This is a genomic window from Amycolatopsis sp. PS_44_ISF1, assembly GCF_032335455.1.
Classification (GTDB): Bacteria; Actinomycetota; Actinomycetes; order Mycobacteriales; family Pseudonocardiaceae; genus Amycolatopsis.
Genome location: NZ_JANUXO010000001.1, coordinates 2,893,295 through 2,915,431, shown reverse-complemented (window position 1 = coordinate 2,915,431; position 22,137 = coordinate 2,893,295). Strand labels below are relative to the sequence as shown.

The window sequence follows — 22,137 nt, the reverse complement described above, 5'->3', positions numbered from 1 at the left end:
TGGAGCACCACCAGGAAAAAGCTACCGAGGTCCTTTTCCCCGCCCCACCCCTAACGGCCCCACAATCAGCGGGTCAGCCGGGCCGCGACCGCGCTCGGGGTGGGCAGCGCGGTGATTTCCGCCCGCAGCGCCGCCGCGCCGGCCCGCAGCGCCGGGCCGGTCACCAGCTCGCGGACCACCCCGGCGTCCGGCGCCCCGCCGACCAGGCCGCCCCCGGCCGCGGCCACCCGCGTGGCCGGCGCCGAGGCGGTGAGGGAGAGCTGCGGAACCCCGAACGCCGCGGCGGCCAGGGCCAGCTCGGCGTCACCGTCGTGGATCACGGCCGCGCAGGTGGGCAGCACCGAGGCCGGGGGCGCCGCGTCGACCAGCCGGACGTTCGCGGGCAAGGCCGTCCCGTCCGGGAGGTCCGTCACACCCGCCGCGCAGACCACTTCGACGTCCACCTCCGCGACGGCGTCGAAGACGGGGCCGAACCAGGCAGTGTCCGAAAGGGACAGTAGTAACCGGCTGCGCCTGGCCTTGCGGCGCGACCAGGCCGGCAGCTCCACCGGGCCGAAGTACGGCACGTGCCGCACCGGGTGGGCCTCGCCACCGCCACCGCGCAAGGACGGCGGCACGGTGTCGAACGTCGTGTCGGCCTCACCCGCGTCCGGTTCGTCCCACGCGCCGAGCAGCCGCACGGCCACCGCGCCGACGGACCGGGCCGCAGCCGTCCCGGCGGGGGCCAGTCCGGCGGAAACCACCACCTGGGGCCGCCACAGCCCGGCGAATTCGGTCAGCCTCGGCGATTCGGCGAGCTCGATGCCTTCGCCGGCCTCGAGATCCACCGCCACGGTGGCGGCACGCAGGATCTGCTCGGCGAACGACGGCCGTCCGGCGATCTTCACGTCGTGGCCGGCCGTGCGCAGCGCCCAGGTGAGCGGCACCAGAGTGCGCAGACGCGCGGGGCACGACGGAGTGGCCAGCAGTACTCGCATGGAATTCACCCCAGAAAAGGAAAGCGGGCCGCACCCGGTGCGGATAGTCGGATTCGAGACTATCCACGCCCGAGCGGCCCGCGTACCCCTAACAAAATCACTGACCGGGCAGGGTGACCGCCTCGATCGGGCTGCGCCGCATGGCCAGCCGCGCGGACAGCGCGGTCACCGGCCAGACGATCAGGAACACCGCGAGCACCACGCCCAGGAACACCCAGACCGGTCCGGACGGGATGATCTCGCCGGTCGAGATCGCCATCGGCAGCACGGTGAACAACGAGATCACGATGCCCAGCACCAGCCCGGTGACCGCGACGATGCCGCCTTCGATGAACAGCATCCGCCGCACCTGCCCGCGGTCCGCGCCCGCCAGCCGTTGCGCGCCGAACTCCCGGCGGCGGCTCAGCACGGCCACGGCCAGGGTGTTCACCGCCGCGATCGCCGCGTAGGCGATGGCGAGCACGGCCAGCAGGTAGTTGATCATCGCCTCGACGTCCGCGCCGGCCTGGAAGTTCCGGGCCAGCGCGTCGTCCCCGCCGACGACGGCCCCCGGCCAGGCCTTGGCCTGATCGCCCAGCCTGGCCACCAGTTCGTCCGGGTCCGCGCCGGCGGCCGCCTTGACCAGCACCTGCGCGGGCAGGCCGCTGGTGGTGTGCGCGGTGAGCAGGTCGGCCGGCAGCACCATGCTCGCGTAACTCGACGGGCTGTCGAGCAGGGCGACCACCGCGACCTGGGCCTGCGCCCCGTCGCCGAGCCGCATGGTGATCTTGTCGCCCAGCTTGAGGTCGAGGTCGTCGGCCACGCTCTCGGGCAGCGCGACGGCGGTCCCGGTGAGGTTCTTCAGCGAACCCGAAGTGACCTCGGTGGACAGCACCGTGCCGCCCTGGTCCTGTGCGGCCACGCCGAGCAGGCGCAACGGATCGCTGCCGTTGCCGTCGTAGGGCTGCTCGATCCAGCCGGAACTGGTGACCAGCGGCGAAGCCGTGCCGACCCCGGGCGTGGCGCGGATCTGCGCGAACTGCTCCGGCGACACCCCGCCGGCGCCGGTGCTGACCACGGCGTCGGCCTGGAGCTGGTCGGCGTAGGCCGCCACCTGGGCCTTCTGCGCGGTGGTCTCCGAGTACACGTTGCCCAGCGCGACCGCGCTGGCCAGGGTGATCGGGGTCAGCGCCGCGGCGAACGCCACCGCGCGGGCCCGCGAGTTGATCACGGCCAGCGTGGCGTCGCGGCCCGCGATCCGGCGGATGAACGGGCCGAACCGGTCGGCCACGTACGCCATGATCTCCGGGCCGAGCAGCGCCACCGCGATGGCCCCGGTCAGCACCGCCGGCCCGCCGATCGCCGAAGCCGTGTCGGCCGGCATGAACACCGTGGTCAGGGCCAGCAGCACCGTCGCCGCGGCGAACACCAGCGCACCCGTGCGGCGCAGCGGGTTCACCTTCGCGCTCGGGATCGCGGCCTCGGCCAGCGCCTGGATCGGCCGCGCCCGCGAAGCCGCGAGCGCCGCGAACCAGGCCGCGCCGTAGGTGATGGCGAGCGTGGCCACGATCCCGGCGGCGAACGCGATGACGTCCTGCCGGAACGCCAGCTCCCGCGGCACGATGCCGATCGACTCGCTGGTCGCGAAGATCCGGTGGCCGATCAGGTGGCCGAGGAACGCGCCGCACACCGCGGCGAGCGCGCCGACCGCCATGGTCTCGGCCAGCACCATGCGGTGCACCTGCTTGGGCGTCGCGCCGGTCGCGCGCAGCAGCGCCAGCTCCTGCTGCCGCTGGCGCACGGTCAGGCTGATCGTCGCCGAGACGACCAGCGCCATCACCACCAGCACCATGCCGCCGAACACCGCGGCGAGCAGGATCAGCGGGAGCTGGCTGGCGTCGACGCCGAGGAACTCGGCCGCGCCGCGGTCGTCCCCGGTCAGCACGCTGACGCCGGGCACCTGGTCCGCGATGCGCCCGGCCAGTTCACCGGCGTCCACGCCCTCGGCCGGGAAGACCCCGACCAGGCCGACCCGGCCCTGGTGCGGGGAGAAGCGCTGGGCGTCCCCGCCGGAGAAGAAGAAGGCGGGCGCCTGCACGGTCTGCGCCGGCTCAGCGATCCCGGAGACGGTGAAGCCCTGCTTCTGCCCGTCCACGACGAGCTCGACCGGCCCTCCGGCGCCGACCCCGGCCGCGCTCGCGGTGGCCGGGTCGAGCACGACCTGGCCCGGCAGCCGCGGCGGCCCGCCCTCGCGCAGGGTGTAACCGCCGAGCGCGGCGGAATCCCAGCCGTGTCCATTGAGGACGGACGAGGACCCGGACTCCGGCGCGCCGTCGCGCAGCAGCACCGCGGCGAACGCCACGTCGGGCACCGCGCGCTGCACGCCCGGCACCGCGGCGATCTTCGCCACCTGGTCCTCGGGCAGCCCGGCGCGCTCGGCGTACGGGACCACCTGCGACTCTTCGTCCGGCAGCTTGAAGCCCGCGGAACCACCGACCACCACCGGCGCAGACGCCAGCCGCTGTGGCGACGCCGGCAGCACGATCGCCGTCTCGAACAGCCCGGCGCACGCGATCAGCAGCCCGCAGCCGATCAGGATGGCCACGAACGAAGCCAGCGAGGCGGCCGCGCGGAACTTCAGGCTCGACAGCGCCAGGCCGAGGACCACCCGCCGTGAGTTCACCCCTGCCCCCGGGCCTGCTTGGCCTGGGCGCCGAGCTGCGCCAGGGTGCTCGCGACCGCTTCGACGCCCGGCGAGGCGAGCTGCGTGACGACCCGGCCGTCCACCAGGAACAGCACGGTGTCCGCGTAGGAGGCGGCCACCGGGTCGTGCGTGACCATCACGATGGTCTGGCCCGCGGCGACCAGCTCGCGCATCAGCGTGAGCACCTCGAGCGCGGTGGTGGTGTCGAGCGCGCCGGTCGGCTCGTCGGCGAACACCACGGCCGGGCGGGCGGCGAGCGCGCGGGCGATCGCCACGCGCTGCTGCTGTCCGCCGGACAGCTCGCCCGGGCGGTGCTTAACCCGCTGCGAGAGCCCGACCCGGGCGATCACCTGATCCACCCACGCCCGGTCCGGCTCGCGGCCGGCCAGCAACGTCGGCAGGGTGACGTTCTGCTCCACGTTCAGCGCGGGCATCAGGTTGAACGACTGGAAGATGAACGCGACGTGCTCGCGCCGCAGCAGCGTCAGCTTCGTCTCGCTCTTGCCCTTCAGGTCGGTCCCCACCAGGGTGACGCGGCCCGAGGTCGGCTGGTCGAGCCCGGCCGCGCAGTGCAGCAGCGTGCTCTTGCCGGAGCCGGAGGGGCCCATCACCGCGGTGAAGCTGCCGGCCGGGAAGGAGACCGAGACACCGGCCAGCGCTTCGACCGCGCTGTCCCCGGAGCCGTAGGTCTTGTGCACCGCGTCCAGCCGGACCGGCGATTCGACTGAGGTCATCGTGGGCACGTCGTTCACTCCGTTCCGCCCCGGACGCCGCGGCGGGCCGGGTCGAAGTACCACCACAGGGCGAGGGCGACCCCGCCGACGCCGATCGTCCACAGCCAGAACGGCGACTTGAACGACATGCTGATCAGGCTCATCAGCAGCCAGATGACGAACTGCACGCCCCCGACCACGGCCCAGGCGATCGTGACGATCCGGCGGGCGGTGCTCCCGGAGGAGCGGGTTTCTTCGGTGCTCTCCGGCATGAGGCCCCCCATATCGGCGACGGCGGAGTGACAAGGTTAATTGTGTAAGGCTTGCGCAGTTTAGCGCACTCGGACCACCGGGGGAAGCCACCCCGCCCCGGGACCGGACCCGGCCCGGCCGGGTTCAGGAGGCGTCGCCGGCCGTCGCGCGCAGGCGGCGGTCCCAGTCCCGCACGCCCCAGACGCCCGCGACCAGCACCCCGCCGCCGAGCAGCACCCAGATCAGCCACAGCGGGTCCCACTGGCCGCCGATCGCGCCGATGAACAGCCAGATCAGCACGTTCACCCCGCCGACCAGCAGGAACAACCGGGCCGCGAAGCCCGGCGCCGCCTCCAGCAGGGCCGGGGCGGCCTCGCCCGACACGCCGTCGACCGCCCTGCGCAGGGCCGCGTGGCTGGTGGCCAGCCGGACGCGCGCCAGGCGCCGGGCCGCCTCCTGGCCGTCGTAGCTCCCGGCCGAGCGGGCGTGCTCGATCTCGGTGGCCGCCAGTTTCCGGTCCAGCTCGGTCACCCGGCCCAGCCCGGACCGGTTGGTCTCGCTCACGTTCGCTCGCCCCCAGCTCAGATTAGTGTAAGACTTGCACAGTTTACTGAAGGAGACCGGGGAGCGATAGATGCCGACACAAGACGATCCCCCGGACCTGCCGCCGGGACTGCGCCCCGCGTGGTCCGCAGCGCCGCGGCCCCGGCGCGGGCCGAAGCCTTCGCACACCGTCGCGCAGGTGGTGGCCGCGGCGGTGGAACTGGCCGACGAAGAGGGGCTGGCCGCCGCGTCGCTGCCCAACATCGCCGCCTCGCTGGGGCTGAGCACCAACGCGCTCTACCGCTACATCGGGTCCAAGGACGAACTGGTGGTCCTGCTGGCCGACACCGGCTTCGGCCCGCCGCCCGACGGCCTGGGCGACGAAGGTGGCTGGCCGGCCACCGTCCGGGCCTGGACGCACGCCGCGCTGGAGCGCTACCGCCTGCGCCCGTGGCTGCTGGACGTGCCCTTCCGCGGCGGCGCGGTGACCCCGCACCGGCTGCGCTGGACCGAACTGCTGCTGACCGCGCTGCACGGGGCCGGACTGTCCGATGTGGATGCCCTGGGCTGCGCCCAGCTGGTCGCCGACTTCGCCCGCGCCACCGCCGAACGCGGGCGGGCGCTGGCCGACCCCGGCTCCCCCGAGCGGAGCGCGGCGCTGCGCACGTTCCTGCAGCCGTTGCTCGCGGAGCACGGCTACCCGCGGCTGGCCGCGCTGGCCGCCGGCGGGCAGTACCCGGCGGCCACCACGGTGGAGTTCGGGCTGGACCGCGTGCTCGACGGCATCACCGGCCTGCTCGCCGCCGCTCGCGCCTGAAGCCGGCCGGGGGCGGCGCGGCGAACGCCACCCCCGGCCGCGGCTCACCGGTCCTCGAGCCAAGTGCCCACCGCCTTGGCGGTGGTGCCGGCGTCGGTGTCGACCAGGCTGAAGTGATCGCCCGGCACGGTCACCACCGCGTCCGCCCGGTGCCACGTCGTGCGCCAGGCGCCCGCGTCCTCGCCGGTCACGGCCGGGCCGCCACCGGTGGTGAAGCGGCGATCCGGCCGGACGAGCACCACCGGCGCGGCGACCTCGGCCAGTTCGACCTCCTCCAGCAGCCCCAGGTAGCAGGCCATCGCGGTCAGCTTGTCGCGGTCGAACGGGCCGTACTGCTCCTCGCGTTCGAGCATGCCCGCGGCCATGTCGGACACCGTGTCCGCGGTGGCCTCACCGCCACCGTCCATCTCGTAGCTGTCGAGCAGGACCACCGCCGCCGGGGCCGGGCCCGCCTTCTCCAGCCGCGAGGCCAGCGCGTAGGCCAGCACACCGCCGGAGGAGTAGCCGAGCAACGCGTACGGCTGCCCGTCCGCACCGAGCCGCACGCTTTCGGCGAGCACGTCCAGCATGGCCTCGACGTCGGCCGGCACCGGCTCGCCGGCCAGGAAACCGGGGGTGGGCAGGGCCGAGAACGACCGGATCCCGCGGAACTGGGCCGCGAGCTTCGCGTACTGGTACGCGCCGCCCATCGCCGCGGGCGGCGGCACCGCGAGCAGCCGCGGCGCGGCCGGTCCGGCGGCCAGTTCCAGCGGCCGGGGCGCCTCGGGCAGGTCGGCGGCCCCGGTGAACTTCGGCCGGAGATTGGCCGCCGCGCCGAGCAGCGCGATGCCGTCCTCCACCCGGCCGCCGCGGACCGCTTCGAAGAACAGGTCCTTCACCGGATCCCCCGCGACCGGGCCCGGGGCGGCCCCGGCGAGCAGGCTCAGCAGGTGCCCGGCCAGACCGGCCGGCGTCCGGTGGTCGAACACCACCGAGGCGGGCAGCGTCAGCCCGGTCCGCGCGGAGATCACGTTGCGCAGCGCGACGGCGGTGAGCGAGTCGAAGCCGAACTCCAGGAAGTGCGCCTCCGCGTCGATGCCGCCGGTGCCATCGGTGCTGTCGGTGCCATCGGTGCCGGGGTAGCCGAGCAGCGCCGCGGCCTGTTCGAGCACGAACTTCCGCAGCCCCTTCTCCGTCAGCTCCGGCGAACCCGGCGCCTCGACCGGCGCCGCCACCACCGCCCGGCGGCGGCGGGTGACCACCCGCTCGGAGGCCCCGGCGGACTCGGGCCGCTGCGCCCGGCGCAGCAGCACCGAGCCGGCGGCCGCGACCGGCGCCCCCGAAAGGTCGGTGAGCAGCAGCGCGACGGCGTCCTCGCCGATCGGGGTCAGCCGGGCCCGCAGCCGGGAGGCACCGGTGGCGAACAGCCGGAAATCGCTCCACTGCACCGGAACCCCGTCGATCACGGCCACAGTGGACAGTGCGGCGGCGTGCAGGGCCGACTCCAGCGCGGCCGGGTGCAGCCCGAACCGGTCGGCCCCCGCACCGGCGTCGAGGTCGATTTCGGCGAAGACCGAGCCGTCCGCGACCCAGGCGGTGCGCAGCCGGCGGAAGCCGGGGCCGTGGTCGAGACCGGCGTCGGCGAGCAGTCCGTACAGCTCGGTGACGTCGGCGGGGACCGCGCCGGCCGGGGGCCACTGCTCCAGCGGCTCCGGTTCCGGCCCCTCGTCCGGGGCCAGCCATCCCTCGGCGTGCCGGGTCCACTCGCCCTCCTGTCGTGAGTGGACGGTCACCGGCCGCTGCCCGTCCGCGCCGGGGGCGCCGAGGACCACCTGCACCTGCGTTTTCCCCGGGCCGAGGGCGAGCGGCACACCGGTGCTCAGCCGGACCAGCCGGCCGCAACCGGCCTCGTCCCCGGCCCGCACGGCCAGCTCGACGAACCCGGCGGCCGGGAACACCGCGGTCCCGTCCACGCGGTGCTCGGCGAGCCAGGGGTGGGTCGCCGGGGACAGCGTGCCGGTGAGCACCACGGTCGAGGAACCCGCCACGGTGAGCACGGCGCCGGCCAGCGGGTGTTCGCTGGAGCTCAGCCCGCTCGAAGCCAGGTCGCCGGTCTCCCGGCGGGCCTCCATGTCGACCGAGGGCCAGTAGCGGGTGCGGTGGAAGGCGTAGTCCGGCAGGGCGACCGGCTTCGCGTGGCGGCCGGCGAACATCCGCCGGACGTCGAGTCCGGCGCCGGCGGCGTGCAGCCGCCCGGCGGCCAGCAGCGCGCACTCCGCCTCCGGGCGGTCCTGGCGCAGCACGGGCACGAACACGACGTCCTCGGCCTCGCTCAGCGTGGCCTGCGCCAGCGCGATCAGCTCGCCGTCGGTGCCGAGGTCCACGAACCGGTTCGCGCCGGTCGCCGGCACGGCGTCGGCGAACCGGACCGTGTCCCGGCAGTGGGCGACCCAGTGCTTCGGGTCGCGCAGCGCATCGGTGACCGCGGTACCGGTCACCGTGGACACCACGGCCAGCCGCGGCTCGTCGTAGGTCAGCTCGGCGGCGATCTCCTCCAGCTCCTCCAGGATCTCGTCGAGCACCGGCGAGTGCACCGCGCAGGCGGTCGGGAGCCGGTCGGCGCGCCGGCCCAGCTTCGTGAAGTGGTCGGCCACGGCCAGCACCTCACCCTCCACACCGGACACGACCACCGCGCGCGGCCCGTTCACCGCGGCCAGCGAAGACCCCGGGCCGAGCAGCGGCGTGACCTCGGACGCCGCCGCCTCGAGCGCGACCACGGCGCCGGCGGGCACCTCCGCCATCAGCTGGCCGCGGTGCGCGACCAGCTTCACCGCGTCGCCGAGGGAGAGCACCCCGGCCAGGTGCGCGGCGGCGATCTCGCCGACGGAGTGACCGACCAGCACGTCCGGCCGCTGACCCCACGACTCCAGCAGCCGGAACAGCGCCACCGCGAAGGTGAACACCGCGGCCTGGCTGAACTGGGTCCGCTCCAGCAGTTGCGCGGCGACCGAGCCCGCCTCGGCGAACATCACCTCGCGCAGCGAGCAGCCCAGGTGCGGGTCGAAGTGCCCGGCCACGCGGTCGAATTCGAGCGCGAAGGCCGGGAACGCCCGGTAGAGCCCGCTGCCCATACCGGCGCGCTGGGCGCCCGGCCCGGGCAGCAGGTACGCGGTGGTGCCGCCGGAGCGGGCGCGGCCCGTCACCACGTTCGCCGAGCCGGACCAATCGGCGAGCGCGGCGCGGACCTCGGCCAGGTCGGTGCCGACCACGGCGGCCCGGTGCGGCAGCAGCGGGCGGCGCGCGGCCAGCGAGTACGCGACGTCGAGCAGTTCCGGGGTGGTGGTGTCCAGCAGCTCCAGCAGGGCCCGAGCCTGGTCCGGCAGCGCCGCGGCGGTCCGGGCCGAGAGCACGAGCGGCGGCAGCACCCCACCGGGGTCCGCGACCGGTTCGGTGCCGGGGTTCCGGCCGGCCGCGACCGGCTCCGCGGGCGCCTGCTCCAGGATCACGTGCGCGTTGGTCCCGCTGTAGCCGAAGGCCGAGACCGCGGCGCGGCGCGGACGCCCGGTCCGCGGCCAGTCCTGCGCCCGGTCGAGCAGCCGCACGGTGCCCGCCGACCAGTCGACGCCGGCCGTCGGCTCCGTGACGTGCAGGGTCGAGGGGAGCACGCCGTGGCGCAGGGCCCCGACCATCTTGATCACCCCGGCCACCCCGGCCGCGGCCTGCGTGTGCCCGATGTTCGACTTGACCGAGCCCAGCCACAGCGGCCGGTCCTCGGGCCGGTCCCGGCCGTAGGTCGCGAGCAGCGCGGTGGTCTCGATGCGGTCGCCGAGCGGGGTGCTCGCGCCGTGGCCCTCGACGGCGTCCACTTCGGACGCTTCGAGCCCGGCGGTGGCCAGCGCCCGGCGGATCAGCCGCTCCTGGGCGGCGCCGCTCGGCGCGGTGAGCCCGTTGGACGCCCCGTCGGCGTTCACCGCGGTGGACCTGACGACGGCGAGCACGGGGTGGCCGTGGCGGCGGGCCTCGGAAAGCCGTTCGACGACCAGCACGCCGACGCCCTCGCCCCAGCCGAAACCGTCCGCGGCGGCGGAGTAGGGCTTGCAGCGGCCGTCGCGGGCCACCGCCCCGTCCACGAACTGCGCGAACGGCGCGGGCGAGACCAGCGCGGAGACCCCGGCGACCAGCGCCAGCGAGCAGTCCCCGCCCCGCAGTGCCTGCGTCGCCTGGTGCAGCGCGACCAGCGAAGACGAGCACGCGGTGTCCACCGAGACCGCCGGGCCCTCCAGCCCGAACGCGTAGGCGACCCGCCCGGAGACGACGCTGCTGAGCGCGCCCGAGCCGCGGTAGAGGCCACCGCCCTGGGCGAGCGCGTCACCGGGGTCGTAGTCGGTCTGCATCACCCCGACGAACACCCCGGTGGTGCTGCCCTTGAGGGCCAGCGGGTCCAGGCCCGCGTTCTGCAACGCCACCCAGGTGGACTCCATCAGCAGCCGCTGCTGCGGGTCCATCATCACGGCCTCGTTGGGGCCGATGCCGAAGAACGCCGCGTCGAAGCCGGTGGCGTCGACGAACCCGCCCTGCGGGGTGCCGCCGTCCGGCGCGACCTGCGCCAGCCAGTGGTCCATGTCCCAGGCGCGGTCCCCGGGGAAGTCGCCGATGCCGTCGCGGCCTTCGGCGACCAGCCGCCACAGCTCCTCCGGCGAGTCGGCCCCGCCGGGGAACCGGCAGGCCATGCCGACGATCGCGACCGGCTCGTCGAGGTCCACGGCCACCGCGGTTTCCTCGGCCGCGGCCGGTTCGCCGAGCTCGCCGAGCAGCCGCTCGTGCAGGTGCGCGGCCAGCTCGCCCGCGGTCGGGTGGTCGAAGACCAGGGTGGCGGTCAGGGCGAGACCGGTGGCCTCGTTGAGCGCGTTGCGCAGCTCGACCGCGGTGAGCGAATCGAAACCGAGGTCCTTGAACGCGCGGTCGGCGTCGACCACGTCGGCCGAACCGTGCCCGAGCACCGCGGCGGCGTGCCGGACGACCAGCTCGCGCAGGTGGTCCAGCCGCTTCGGCGCGGGCAGCCGGACCAGCAGGCCCAGCAGCGAATCCGCCCCGGCCGCCCGGTCGGACACCGTGCGCCGCGCGAGCGGGACCAGTCCGCGCAGCAGGTCCGGCACGCCGCCGGAGTCGCGCCACGCGGGCAGGTCCAGCTTGATCGGCACGTACACCCCGCCGGGCGCGCCCAGCGCCGCGTCGAACAGCGCGAGTCCTTCCGGCGCGGTGAACGCGCCGAGCCCCCGCTTGTCCTGGGTCTCGACCGCCATGCCCGAGGCCCACATGCCCCAGGCCAGCGAGTGCGCGGGCTTGCCCTCGGCGCGGCGCCGGACGGCGAGGGCGTCGAGGAAGGCGTTCGCGGCGGCGTAGTTGCCCTGGCCCGGCGCACCGAGCACGCCGGCGGCCGAGGAGAACGTGACGAACGCCGAGACGTCGCCGGCCAGCTCGTGCAGGTGCCAGGCGGCCAGCGCCTTGGGGTCGAAGACGCGGTCGATCCGCTCCGGGGTGAGCGAGGGCAGCAGGCCGTCGTCCAGCACCCCGGCGGCGTGCACGATCGCGGTGACCGGGTGCTTCTTCAGCAGGGCGCGCACCTTCGCGCGGTCGGCCAGATCGACGGCGACCACCTGGGCCTGCGCGCCCAGCTCCTCGAGCCGGGTCACGAGCTCGGCCGCGCCGGGCGCGTCCGCACCGCGCCGGCTGACCAGGAGCAGCTTCCTCGCGCCCTGCCGTGCGAGGTGCTCGGCGACGAGCCGGCCCAGCGCTCCGGTGCCCCCCGAGACCAGCACCGTGCCTTCGCCCCAGCCGGGCGGCACGGCCGCGGGCTCCTGCCCGACTCGGGCCAGCCGCGGCGCGTGCGCCACACCGTCCACGATGGACACCGCCGACTCGTCGGCGGCCGAGATCGCGGCAAGCTGGTCCGGGCTCGCCGCCCCCTCGACCAGGACGATCCGGCCCGGCTCCTCCCCCTGGGCCGAACGCACGAGCCCGGCCACCGCGGAGCCGGCCAGGTCACCGTGGGCCCGCACGAGCAGCTTCCCGGGCCGGTTCTCCCCGATCCAGCTCCGGAGTGCGTCCAGGGCACTGTGGACGGCCTTCTTCGCCGCCGCCGCGTCGTTTCCCGGCTTCACCTCGTACACCGTGAAATCCGGTGCCTCGGGCACGTCCGGCAGCGCGACCGGGACCAGGTCCACCCGCAGCAGGGCGTCGGTGGTGCCCGGCACCGCCCGCGCGGCGGCCAGCTGCTCCTCGCTGATCCGGCGCAGCTTCAGCTCGCCCACCCGGGCCACCGGCGCTCCGGCGGAGTCCGCGAGCCGCAGCTCCACCGCCCGCTCACCGGTCGGGCGAACGTGCACCCGCAGCGTGGAAGCCCCGGCAGCCAGCAGTTCGACGTCCGACCACGCGTAGGGCAGCGTGGTGCCCTCCCCCGCCGCCGAACCGAGCCCGACGGCGTGCAGCGTGGCGTCGAACACCGCCGGGTGCAGGCCGAAAGCCTCCGCGCCGGGCCGGTCCGGCTCGGGCAGCGCGACCTCGGCGTACACGTCTTCGCCGGACCGCCAGGCCGCGCGCAGGCCCTGGAACACCGGCCCGTACACCAGGCCGTGCCCGGCGAGCATTTCGTACATGCCGTCGAGGTCGAGCGCCTCGGCCCCAGCCGGGGGCCAGGCCCTCAGGTCGAAGTCCGCGCGGCCGGCGGCCGGGGTCAGCCGGCCGTCGGCGTGGCGCACCCAGGCCGGCGCAGCGGCGAGGTCCTCGGAGCGGGAGTGGATGCTGATCGGGCGTGAACCGTCCTCGGCGGGAACGCCGATCCGCACCTGGATCCGGGCCGCGCCCTTCGCGGGCAGCACCAGCGGCGAGTGCAGCGTCAGCTCCCGCACCCGGCCGCAGCCCGCCTCGTCCCCGGCCCGCACGGCCAGCTCGACGAACGCGGTGCCGGGCAGCAGGATCGAGCCGCCGACCACGTGGTCGTTCAGCCACGGGTGGGTGCTCGGGCCGACCCGGCCGGACAGCACCAGCCCGTCGGCGTCCGCGAGCAGCGTCGCGGCGCCGAGCAGCGGGTGGTCCACCGGGTCGAGTCCGGTGGAGGTCACGTCACCGGAGTCCGGAGCGACCTCCAGCCAGTAACGCCGGTGCTGGAAGACGTAGGTGGGCAGCGGGGCCTGCCCGGCCCCGCGCGCGGTGAAGTGCGCGGACCAGTCCGGCACCACGCCGCGGACGTGCAGCGCCGCCAGCGCGGTGGCCACCGCCAGATCCTCGGCGACGTCCCGTCGTTGCGCGGGCACGGCGACGGCGGAGTCCGCCGCGGACTGCGGGACCACGGCGGTGAGCGGCGCGTCCGGGCCCAGTTCCAGGAAGCGGTTGACCCCCTCGGCCGTGAGCGCGCGGACCGCGTCGGCGAACCGCACCGGCTGGCGGACGTTACGCACCCAGTACTCGGGGTCGGTCAGCTCGGCCGAAACCTCGCCGCCGGTGACCGACGAGATGACGGTGAGCGCCGGCGGCTGGTAGGTCAGCTTCTCGGCCACGGCGCGGAACTGCGCGAGCATCGGCTCCATCAAGCGCGAGTGGAACGCGTGCGAGACGCGCAGCCGGGTCGTCCGGCGCCCGTCCTCGGCGAACCTGGCGGCCACCGCGAGCACGGCGGCCTCCGTCCCGGACAGCACCACCGACCGCGGGCCGTTCACCGCGGCCACGTCCACCGTCCCTTGTGGATCGTGCGCGGCCACCTCCTCGGGCGTGCCCTCGACGGCGGCCATCGCGCCCCCGGCGGGCAGGGCCTGCATCAGCCGCCCCCGCGCGGCGACCAGCTCGGCGGCGTCCGCCAGCGACAGCACCCCGGCGCAGTGCGCGGCGGCCAGCTCACCGATCGAGTGGCCGCACACCGCTTCGGGCACCAGCCCCCACGACTCGACCAGGCGGAACAGCGCGACTTCGAACGCGAACAGCGCGGCCTGCGTGTTCCCGGTCCGGGCCAGCGCCTCCGGATCGGTGTCGATCACCTCGCGCAGCGGCCGGTCTAGGTGGCGGTCCAGCTCCGCGCAGGCCCCGTCGTAGGCCGCCGCGAACGCCGGGTACGCGGCCGCCAGCTGCCGGCCCATCCCGGCGCGCTGGGAACCCTGGCCGGAGAACAGGAACGCGGTGCTCACCTCACCGCGCGCGACACCGGTGACCGCGCCGGGCTCCCCGTTCGCGAACGCGGTCAACGCGGCGAGCAGTTCGTCGCGGTCACGGCCGACGACGGCCGCCCGGTGGTCGAGGTGCGTGCGCCCGGCCGCCAGCGTGCGGGCCACGTCCAACGGCGGCAGGCCCGGTTCGGCGTTCAGGTGCTCCACCAGCCGTGACGCCTGCGCCCGCAACGCCTGCGGGGTGCGGCCGGACAGCACCAGCGGCACGGCGGCGGTGTCGGCCGCACCGGGGCCCGCTTCCGGCTCCGGCGCCTCCTCCAGGATGATGTGCGCGTTGGTCCCGCTCAGGCCGAAGCACGACACGGCGCCCCGGCGCGGCTGCTCGCCGCGCGGCCACTCCCGCGGTTCGGTCAGCAGTTCGACCTGCCCGGCCGTCCAGTCGACGTGCCGGGTCGGCCGGTCCACGTGCAGCGTCCGCGGCAGCACCCCGTGCTGCAGGGCCAGCACGATCTTCAGCACCCCGGCCACCCCGGACGCGGCCTGCGTGTGGCCGATGTTGGACTTGATCGAGCCCAGCCGCAGCGGGTGGCCGTCCGGGCGGTCCTGGCCGTAGGTCGCGAGCAGCGCGTGCGCCTCGATCGGGTCGCCGAGCTTGGTCGCGGTGCCGTGCGCCTCGACGACCTCGACCTCCGCCGGCTCGACCTTGGCGTTGGCCAGCGCCTGGCGGATCACCCGCTGCTGGGCCGGTCCGTTGGGCGCGGTCATGCCGTTGGAGGCGCCGTCCTGGTTGATCGCGGTGCCCCGCACGAGCGCGAGCACCGGGTGGCCGTGGCGGCGCGCGTCGGACAGCCGCTCGACCAGCAGCATGCCGCAGCCCTCGGACCAGCCGGTGCCGTCGGCGGAATCGGCGAACGTGCGGCAGCGGGCGCTGCGGGCGAGCGTGCCGTCGAGGGAGAACTCGACGAAGGTGCGCGGGGTCGACATCACCGAGACACCGCCGGCCAGCGCCAGCGAGCACTCGCCGGAACGCAGGGCCTGCACCGCGAGGTGCAGCGCGACGAGCGAGGACGAGCACGCGGTGTCGATCGTGACCGCGGGTCCTTCGAGCCCGAAGGTGTAGGCGAGCCGCCCGGAGATGACGCCGGAGGACCCGTAGCTGCCCTGGTAGTTGTGGTACATCGTGCCGGCGAACACGCCGGTGGCGCTGCCCTTGACCGAGTGCGGGGCGATACCCGCCCGTTCGAACGCCTCCCACGACGTCTCCAGCAGCAGCCGCTGCTGCGGGTCCATCAGCAGGGCTTCCCGCGGGCTGATGCCGAACAGGTCGGCGTCGAAGCCGAGGGCGTCGTGCAGGAACCCGCCCTCCCGCACGTAGCTGGAGCCGGGACGCGCGCCGGTCGGGTCGTAGAGCCGGTCGAGGTCCCAGCCGCGGTCGGCGGGGAACTCGCCGATCGCGTCGACCCCGCCGTCGAGGAGCCGCCAGAGGTCCTCCGGGGTGTTCGCGCCGCCCGGCAGCCGGCAGGCCATGCCGACGATGGCGATCGGCTCACGCGCCGCCTCGGTCAACCGGCGGTTCCGGTCACGCAGCCGTTCGGTCTCCTTCAGCGACGCCCGGAGCGCACCGACCAGTTTTTCCTCGGAGTTGCCCACGTGTCCTCGTTCCTTCCACGACACCCGATGCCGGACCGTGGTGACGATACGAGCGCCGCGGTGGCCGCTCCCACCCCTAGCCGCCCCAGCAACACCGTCGGCGAAGTGGCCGCCAAGGTCTGCTTTAGACGGTCTTTAGGGGTTGTCCGGTCCACCCCGCCGATGTCAGATTTCCTTCAGCTCCAGGGATTTCGTTCGTGCTCGGGGCTCACCGGACAGACTGGGGATCGGTATGCACAGGAAGATACGCAAACTGCTGGTCGTGGGGGCACACGGCGACGACGAGACGCTCGGCGCCGGCGGCACCATCGCCCGCCTCGCCGACGAGGGCGTGGTGGTCTCGCTCTGCATCCTGACCAACGACGACGGCTCGCGTTCGGCCACCGGCACCGGCGTCACGAACCGCACCGCGGCGATCGAGCTGGCGGCCAAGACGCTGGGGGTGGAGCGCGTGAGGATCGACGAGTTCGGCGACAACCGGCTCGACGCCGTGAGCCACCTGGAGCTCAACCGCGTGGTGGAGCGCGAGGTCCGCGACTTCGAGCCGGACACCATCCTGACCACCAGCATGTGCGACCTGAGCACCGACCACTCGCTGGTCAGCCGGGCCGCCCGGGTCGCGGGCCGTCCCGGCAAGGGCAGCGTGCAGGAGATCCGGACGTTCGAGATCCGCTCGGCCACCGACGTCGGCGAGGCCTCGGGGCTGCCGGTCACCTTCCGGCCCAACTGCTGGCAGCGCCTCGACGAGGCCCACCTCGAACGCAAGCTCGAAGCACTGCGGGCCTACGGCAAGGAGCTGGAGCCGTGGCCCAGCCCGCGCAGTGAGCGCGGGGTGCGCGCGCTCGCCGAATACCGCGGCTCGCAGGTTTCGGCCGGGCTGGCCGAGGCCTTCGAAATCGTCCGAGTCGTCCACTGAGGATCTCCTCCGTGCCAGGAACAGGTGAACCGCAATGACCAGTACCGTCGCTGAACACGAGACCATCGCCGAACTCAGCAAGCTGACCTCCGTCGCCGTGATCGGCATGGGCTACGTCGGGCTGCCGACCGCGCTCGGCCTGCACGCCGGCGGGGTCGGGGTGATCGGGGTCGACCTTTCGCAGAACCGCCTCGACGCCATCCGCTCGGGCGAGGTCGACCTGATCGAGAGCGATCACCGCCGGCTGGAGAAGGCCGTGCACCAGGAGGACTTCCAGCTCACCACGGAGGCGGCCCGGGTGGCCGAGGCCGACGCGGTGCTGGTGTGCGTGCCGACCGGGCTCGACGAGTACCTGATGCCCGACCTCGGCCCGCTGGAGAGCGCGTGCGCCGAGCTGATCACCCACGCCCGCGCCGGCCAGACGCTGATCCTCACCTCCACCAGCTACGTCGGCACCGCCGAGCGGCTGCTGGTGAAACCGTTGCTGGCCAGGGGGTTCAAGGTCGGCCGGGACATCTTCGTCGCGTCCAGCCCGGAGCGGATCGACCCGGGCAACGTCACCCACACCCAGGCCGAGACCCCGCGCGTGCTGGGCGGGGTGACCCCCGGGTGCGCCGCGATGGCGCAGCGGGTGATCAACGTGCTCACCCCGGCCGTGCACTGCGTCAGCTCGCCGGAGACCGCGGAGATGACCAAGCTGTACGAGAACACCTTCCGCGCGGTGAACATCGCCCTGGCCAACGAGTTCGCCGAGATCAGCGACGGCTTCTCGATCGACCCGATCGAGGTGATCGACGCGGCCGCGAGCAAGCCCTACGGGTTCATGGCCTTCCACCCCGGCCCCGGCGTCGGCGGCCACTGCATCCCCTGCGACCCGCACTACCTGCTGTGGCAGCTGCGCGCGACGAGCAGCAACGCACCGCTGGTCACGCAGGCCATGCACGCCATCGCGGAACGGCCGAAGCAGGTCGTCGAGCGGGTGCTGAACACCCTGTCCCAGGACGGCAAGGGACTGGCCGGCGCGCGGGTGGTGGTGGTCGGCGTGACCTACAAGCCCGGGGTGCAGGACGTGCGCTCGTCCTCGGCGCTGGACATCCTCGACCTGCTCGCCGCGAAGGGCGCGAAGGTCGGCTACTACGACCCGCTCGTGCCCAACGTGCGCGTGACCGGAGGCTCCCTCGACGGCATCGCCGAACCGGACGGCGGCGACTGGGACGTCGCCCTGATCCACACGATCCAGCCCGGCCACCGCTACGACTGGCTGGCCGGCTGCGCCACCGTGGTCGACGCCACCTACCGCTTCGACCGCGCGCTGTTCGCGAACTGAGAGGACCACTGACGTGCGTTACCTGATCACCGGCGGGGCCGGGTTCATCGGCTCCCACCTCACCGAGCACCTCATCGGCCTCGGGCACGAGGTCGTCGCCCTCGACAACCTCAGCACCGGCTCGCTGGACAACCTGACCCCCGTTTCCGGGCACGCGGGCTTCCGCTTCGTCAAGGGCTCGGTGACCGACCCGGCCGCGGTCGAATCCTGCATGCCCGGCGTCGACGCCGTGTTCCACCTGGCCGCCGCGGTGGGCGTGTTCACCATCCTCGACAAGACGATGGACAGCCTGCGCACCAACCTGCACGGCACCGAGAACCTGCTCGACGCCGCGCTGCGCCACGACGTGCCGATCCTGGTCGCCTCCACCAGCGAGATCTACGGCAAGAACACCGCCGACGGGCTGACCGAGGACGCCGACCGGATCATCGGCTCGCCGTTGAAGAACCGCTGGTCCTACGCCGAGGCCAAGGCGCTGGACGAGACCTTCGCCCACCTCTACGCGGTCGAGCACGGCCTGCGCACGGTGATCGTGCGGCCGTTCAACACCGTCGGCCCGCGCCAGACCGGGCGCTACGGCATGGTCATCCCGCGGTTCGTCACCCAGGCGCTGGCCGGCGAGCCCATCACCGTCTTCGGCGACGGCCAGCAGACCCGGTGCTTCTGCCACGTGCACGACGTGGTGCCCGCGCTGGTCGACCTGCTGGCCGACGAATCGGCGTACGGCCAGGTGTTCAACCTCGGCAGCGACGAGCAGACCACCATCTCGCAGCTCGCCGAGCGCGTGATCGACAAGACCGGGTCCGACAGCGTCATCGCGAAGGTCCCGTACGAGCAGGCGTACGGCGATGGCTACGAAGACATGCAACGCCGCATCCCCGACTGCACCCGGGCGTACAACCAAATCGGCTTCGTCCCCACCCGCACCCTCGACGACATCATCGACGCGGTGGTGGCCGATCGCCGTAGCTGATTCCTTCGCGGTCACGACAAGAGCCGCGTCCCGGATCCGGGACGCGGCTCTGCTCGCACGCTTCAGCCCGGTGCCAGTCCGCCGAGCTTGCGGTAGACCCGCTCCAGCCGTTCCCGCACCGCGCCCGTGGAGGTCTTCAGTGCCTCGGCCATCGCCTCGACCTCCGTGCCGCGCGCGGCGAGTTCGGCCACCAGCAGCTCGTCCGGGTCAAGCACCGTCGGCTCCCCCGGCCGGCTCGTCGGCCAGCCCCCCGGCCAGCGCGGAGCGCCCGGACACGCCGAGCTTGCGGTACACCCGGGTCAGGTGCTGCTCCACCGTGCTCACGGTGATGTAGAGCGTCTCCGCGATCTGGCGGTTGGTCCGCCCGTGCGCGGCCAGCTCGGCCACCCGCAGCTCCGCTTCGCTCAGCGAAGCCGGGTGCGCCGCGCCGCCGGGCTTCGCCGCCGCGCCCGGCCGTGGCCTCAATCCGTCCATTGTGGACACTCCCGCCGTCGAACCGGCCACAGTGGACGCCATCCGACCGGGTGCCGGCGCCCGCGACCCGGCCGGGCCGGCCTGCCGCGGCACGTGCACCGGCTTGACCAGTCCCGCGGACCGCTCCGCCCGCTGGCCCAGCTGGTTCAGCGCGCGCACGGTCTTCGCCAGCTCCAGCCGGTCACCGGAGGCCTTGAACGCCTCGGCCGCGCGGTTGAGCAGCCCGGGCCGTGCCGCGCTGTCCCCGGCGAAGGCCAGCACCCGCAGCGCGGAGCCCCGGGAGTAGCTGTCGGTGGGCACCGCATCGGTGAGCTGGTGCCGGGTCAGTTCCACGGCGAGCGTCGGATTGCCCAGCCGCAGGTTGGCCTCGGCCAGGTCGGAGCGCCAGGGCGCGACGACCGGCAGGTCGAGGCCCCGCTCCCGCAGGATCCGCCGGCACTGCTGGAAATCACTGACCGCGGCGAGCCCCCGGTTCGTCGCCAGGTGGAACTGCCCGCGGGCCCGCAGGTAGCGGACCCCGCCCAGGGTCGTGAACACCACGTCCGGCACCGGGTGCCGCAGCACCGCGGCGGCGGCCTTGAACGCCCCGGCCGCGGTGTGCGCGCTCAGCAGCGTGGCCAGCGGGTAGCTGATCGCGACCCCCCAGTTGGGCGCGTCCAGCCGGGCCAGCGCGCGGGCGGCTTGCTCGGCTGCGGCGGCGACATCGCCCCGGCGCAGCGTCAGCCCGGCGCCGATAGCGTCGAGCATCGCCTTCCACGTCACCGCGCCGCGGTACTCCGCCTCCTCGCCCAGCGAGGTGCACCAGCCTTCGGCGCGTTCGGTCTTGCCGTCGTAAGCCAGCGCCAGTATCGCGGTGGCCAGCGCCTCGAGCGAGGTGTCGGACAGCCGGCAGTTCTGCAGGATCCGTTCCGCGCAGGCGGAAGTGGCCTCGGTGCCGCCGGTGCGCCACACCGCGCCGAGCGTGCTCGCGGTGTGCCGCCACGGGTCGCCGGCCTCGGCCGGGCGTTCTCCCGGGACCGGCGGCGGGACCGCGCAGACGCCGTAGTGCCACTGCCCGGCCAGGCTCAGCTCGGCCGCGGTGCGGGGGTCGAGCGGCTCGAAGCCGGCGGGGTCGTCGCGCAGCGCGGCGAACCCGCGCTCGAAGGTCTCCCGGTCGCCGAACCACAGCGACTGGCGCACCAGGGCGATCCGGTCCGAACGGTCGAACTGCTCCCCGCCCTGGCGCAGCCCCTCCAGGTGCGGCGCGGCCGCGGCCGGGTTGACCCGCCAGGTGATCTTGGCCAGCAGCTGGGAGATCAGCTGCTGTTCCCACTTCGCCGTCGTCGCGGTGGCGGCCAGCTTGAGGCAGCGGGTGGCGAAGTCCACGTCGTCGCCGAGCATCACCTGTTCCGCGGCTTCGACCAGCACCGGCAACGCCCACTCGGCGCCCGCCTCGCCCGCCGCGACCAGGTGCCGGGCGACGTCCGCGGCGGCCAGGCCCCGGTGGTGCTTCACCTCGGCCGCCCGCAGGTGCAGGCGCACCTTCTCCGGACCGCGCAGCCCGCCGACCACGGCCGCCGCGGCCGGCGGCTGCCGGAACCGGACGCCGGTGACCAGTCCGCTGTCGGCCAGGACCCCGGCCGAGGCCTCGGCTTCGAGCGGATCGACCCCGGCGACGGTGGCTACCGCCTCGGTGGTGACCTCGGTGTCCAGCACCGCGATGGCCGTCGCCACTTCGCGCAGCGGCGAGCCGTAGCGCTGCAGCAGGCGCTGGACCGCCTCGGAGTAGGCCAGCCCGACGCGGCTGTCGTCGGCGTCGCCGCGGTACGCGTCGAGCAAAGCGTTGACCAGCAAGGGATTTCCGGCGGTCAGCCGGTGGATCCGCTCGGGCAGGTCTTCGGGGCCGGCGTCGGCGACCAGCTCCGCGATGGCCGCCACGGACAGCGGGGTGAGCTGCACGTGCCGGTGCGGCTGGGCGGCGAACCGCAGCCCGTCGCCGGTGTACCAGCTGTCCGGGTGGTTCAGCACGAGCAGCAGGGCCGAGGAGCGGGTCCGGCGCTGCAGCCGGAGCAGCAGCCGCGCGGAGGTCTCGTCCACGTGGTGGAGGTCGTCCACCGCGACCAGCACCGCGCGTTCGCGGGCCAGCCGGTGCACCGCGCTGGCCAGCCCGGCGATCCGCTCGTCCGGGTCGCCTTCGGTGAGCGGCCCGGTGACCGCCCGGGGCAGCGCGGGCCCGGCCAGCAACTGGTCGATCACCCCGCCGTCCACCTCGCGCTCGTCGGCCGCGCCGGCCGCGGTGAGCGTGAGGATGCCCAGCTCCCGAGCCCGGGCCACGACCTGGTTCTGCACCTGCGACTTGCCGCTGGCCGGGCCCCCGCCCACCAGCACGGTCTCCCCCGTCCCGGCGTCGCATTCGATCAACAGACCTTCGATAAACGCCAACGCCCCCCGCGGATCGTTTCGGCGGTTCTGCCCCCAGTGCACGCCCATCGTCAGCTCCTTGGCCGCAGGCGGTCATCTTCCTGCGAGAACGACAGTTCCAGCCGTGCCCTAAGTGCAGCCAACCGCGATCTAAAGTCACCCGAAGGGGTGTATCGACTACCGACTGTCGCGCTAGGCGGGGCCCGATCGGCCCCAGCAACGAATCCGGGCCCACCGCTAGGGGTTGCCGATCCGCCGTGGCCCCCGAAGACTCCCC

General features: G+C 74.2%; 12 protein-coding genes. 4 read left to right on the top strand and 8 right to left on the bottom strand.

The annotated features are described in order from the left end of the window. Positions 1–65: 65 nt before the first annotated feature. The 5 genes from NYF13_RS13275 to NYF13_RS13255 all read right to left on the bottom strand — a co-directional run bounded on the left by NYF13_RS13275 (position 66) and on the right by NYF13_RS13255 (position 5,189). Positions 66–977, bottom strand: coding sequence for a nucleotide disphospho-sugar-binding domain-containing protein (locus tag NYF13_RS13275; RefSeq protein WP_315656632.1), 912 nt, complete (start codon positions 975–977; stop codon positions 66–68). A 97-nt stretch (positions 978–1,074) separates the two neighbouring features. Further along, the gene (locus NYF13_RS13270; protein ID WP_315656630.1) at positions 1,075–3,639 is read right to left on the bottom strand and encodes an ABC transporter permease; all 2,565 of its coding nucleotides are present in this window, start codon (positions 3,637–3,639) and stop codon (positions 1,075–1,077) included. Next, positions 3,636–4,394 (bottom strand): ABC transporter ATP-binding protein, encoded by a 759-nt coding sequence (locus tag NYF13_RS13265; protein WP_315656629.1) that lies wholly within the window; start codon positions 4,392–4,394, stop codon positions 3,636–3,638. The genes NYF13_RS13270 and NYF13_RS13265 overlap by 4 nt, the downstream gene beginning before the upstream one ends. A gap of 14 nt (positions 4,395–4,408) precedes the next feature. Then, positions 4,409–4,645, bottom strand: coding sequence for a hypothetical protein (locus NYF13_RS13260; protein ID WP_315656627.1), 237 nt, complete (start codon positions 4,643–4,645; stop codon positions 4,409–4,411). A 124-nt stretch (positions 4,646–4,769) separates the two neighbouring features. After that, entirely contained in the window at positions 4,770–5,189 is a 420-nt protein-coding gene (locus tag NYF13_RS13255; RefSeq protein WP_315656625.1) for a hypothetical protein, read from the bottom strand. Positions 5,190–5,259: 70 nt separating this feature from the next. Between NYF13_RS13255 and NYF13_RS13250 the strand changes: the two genes are divergently transcribed. After that, positions 5,260–5,985 (top strand): TetR/AcrR family transcriptional regulator, encoded by a 726-nt coding sequence (locus NYF13_RS13250; RefSeq protein WP_315656624.1) that lies wholly within the window; start codon positions 5,260–5,262, stop codon positions 5,983–5,985. 44 nt (positions 5,986–6,029) lie between these two features. On the opposite strand, the gene NYF13_RS13245 is transcribed toward NYF13_RS13250, so the two are convergent. After that, a complete protein-coding gene (locus NYF13_RS13245; protein ID WP_315656623.1) occupies positions 6,030–15,770 on the bottom strand; it encodes an SDR family NAD(P)-dependent oxidoreductase in 9,741 nt (3,246 codons plus the stop codon). A 232-nt stretch (positions 15,771–16,002) separates the two neighbouring features. Between NYF13_RS13245 and NYF13_RS13240 the strand changes: the two genes are divergently transcribed. From NYF13_RS13240 to NYF13_RS13230, 3 genes are read left to right on the top strand one after another with little or no spacing between them, the layout of a single operon-like run. Continuing rightward, positions 16,003–16,686, top strand: a complete 684-nt coding sequence (locus NYF13_RS13240) for a PIG-L family deacetylase (protein WP_315656622.1) — start codon at positions 16,003–16,005, stop codon at positions 16,684–16,686. Between the two features lie 34 nt (positions 16,687–16,720). Continuing rightward, positions 16,721–18,013 (top strand): nucleotide sugar dehydrogenase, encoded by a 1,293-nt coding sequence (locus NYF13_RS13235; RefSeq protein WP_315656621.1) that lies wholly within the window; start codon positions 16,721–16,723, stop codon positions 18,011–18,013. A 13-nt stretch (positions 18,014–18,026) separates the two neighbouring features. Next, on the top strand, positions 18,027–18,986 hold the full coding sequence (locus NYF13_RS13230) for an NAD-dependent epimerase/dehydratase family protein (RefSeq protein ID WP_315656620.1): 960 nt from the start codon (positions 18,027–18,029) through the stop codon (positions 18,984–18,986). Positions 18,987–19,048: 62 nt separating this feature from the next. On the opposite strand, the gene NYF13_RS13225 is transcribed toward NYF13_RS13230, so the two are convergent. Both NYF13_RS13225 and NYF13_RS13220 read right to left on the bottom strand, forming a co-directional pair. Further along, the gene (locus NYF13_RS13225; RefSeq protein ID WP_315656619.1) at positions 19,049–19,201 is read right to left on the bottom strand and encodes a hypothetical protein; all 153 of its coding nucleotides are present in this window, start codon (positions 19,199–19,201) and stop codon (positions 19,049–19,051) included. Then, positions 19,194–21,860, bottom strand: coding sequence for a LuxR C-terminal-related transcriptional regulator (locus NYF13_RS13220; RefSeq protein ID WP_315656618.1), 2,667 nt, complete (start codon positions 21,858–21,860; stop codon positions 19,194–19,196). Before NYF13_RS13220 ends, NYF13_RS13225 begins: the two co-directional genes overlap by 8 nt. Between the last annotated feature and the right edge of the window lie 277 nt (positions 21,861–22,137).

Coding starts and splice junctions, on each gene's coding strand:
- NYF13_RS13235 (WP_315656621.1), top strand. CDS start 16,721: ATGACCAGTACCGTCGCTGAACACGAGACCATCGCCGAACTCAGCAAG.
- NYF13_RS13275 (WP_315656632.1), bottom strand. CDS start 977: ATGCGAGTACTGCTGGCCACTCCGTCGTGCCCCGCGCGTCTGCGCACT.
- NYF13_RS13250 (WP_315656624.1), top strand. CDS start 5,260: ATGCCGACACAAGACGATCCCCCGGACCTGCCGCCGGGACTGCGCCCC.
- NYF13_RS13240 (WP_315656622.1), top strand. CDS start 16,003: ATGCACAGGAAGATACGCAAACTGCTGGTCGTGGGGGCACACGGCGAC.
- NYF13_RS13260 (WP_315656627.1), bottom strand. CDS start 4,645: ATGCCGGAGAGCACCGAAGAAACCCGCTCCTCCGGGAGCACCGCCCGC.
- NYF13_RS13265 (WP_315656629.1), bottom strand. CDS start 4,394: ATGACCTCAGTCGAATCGCCGGTCCGGCTGGACGCGGTGCACAAGACC.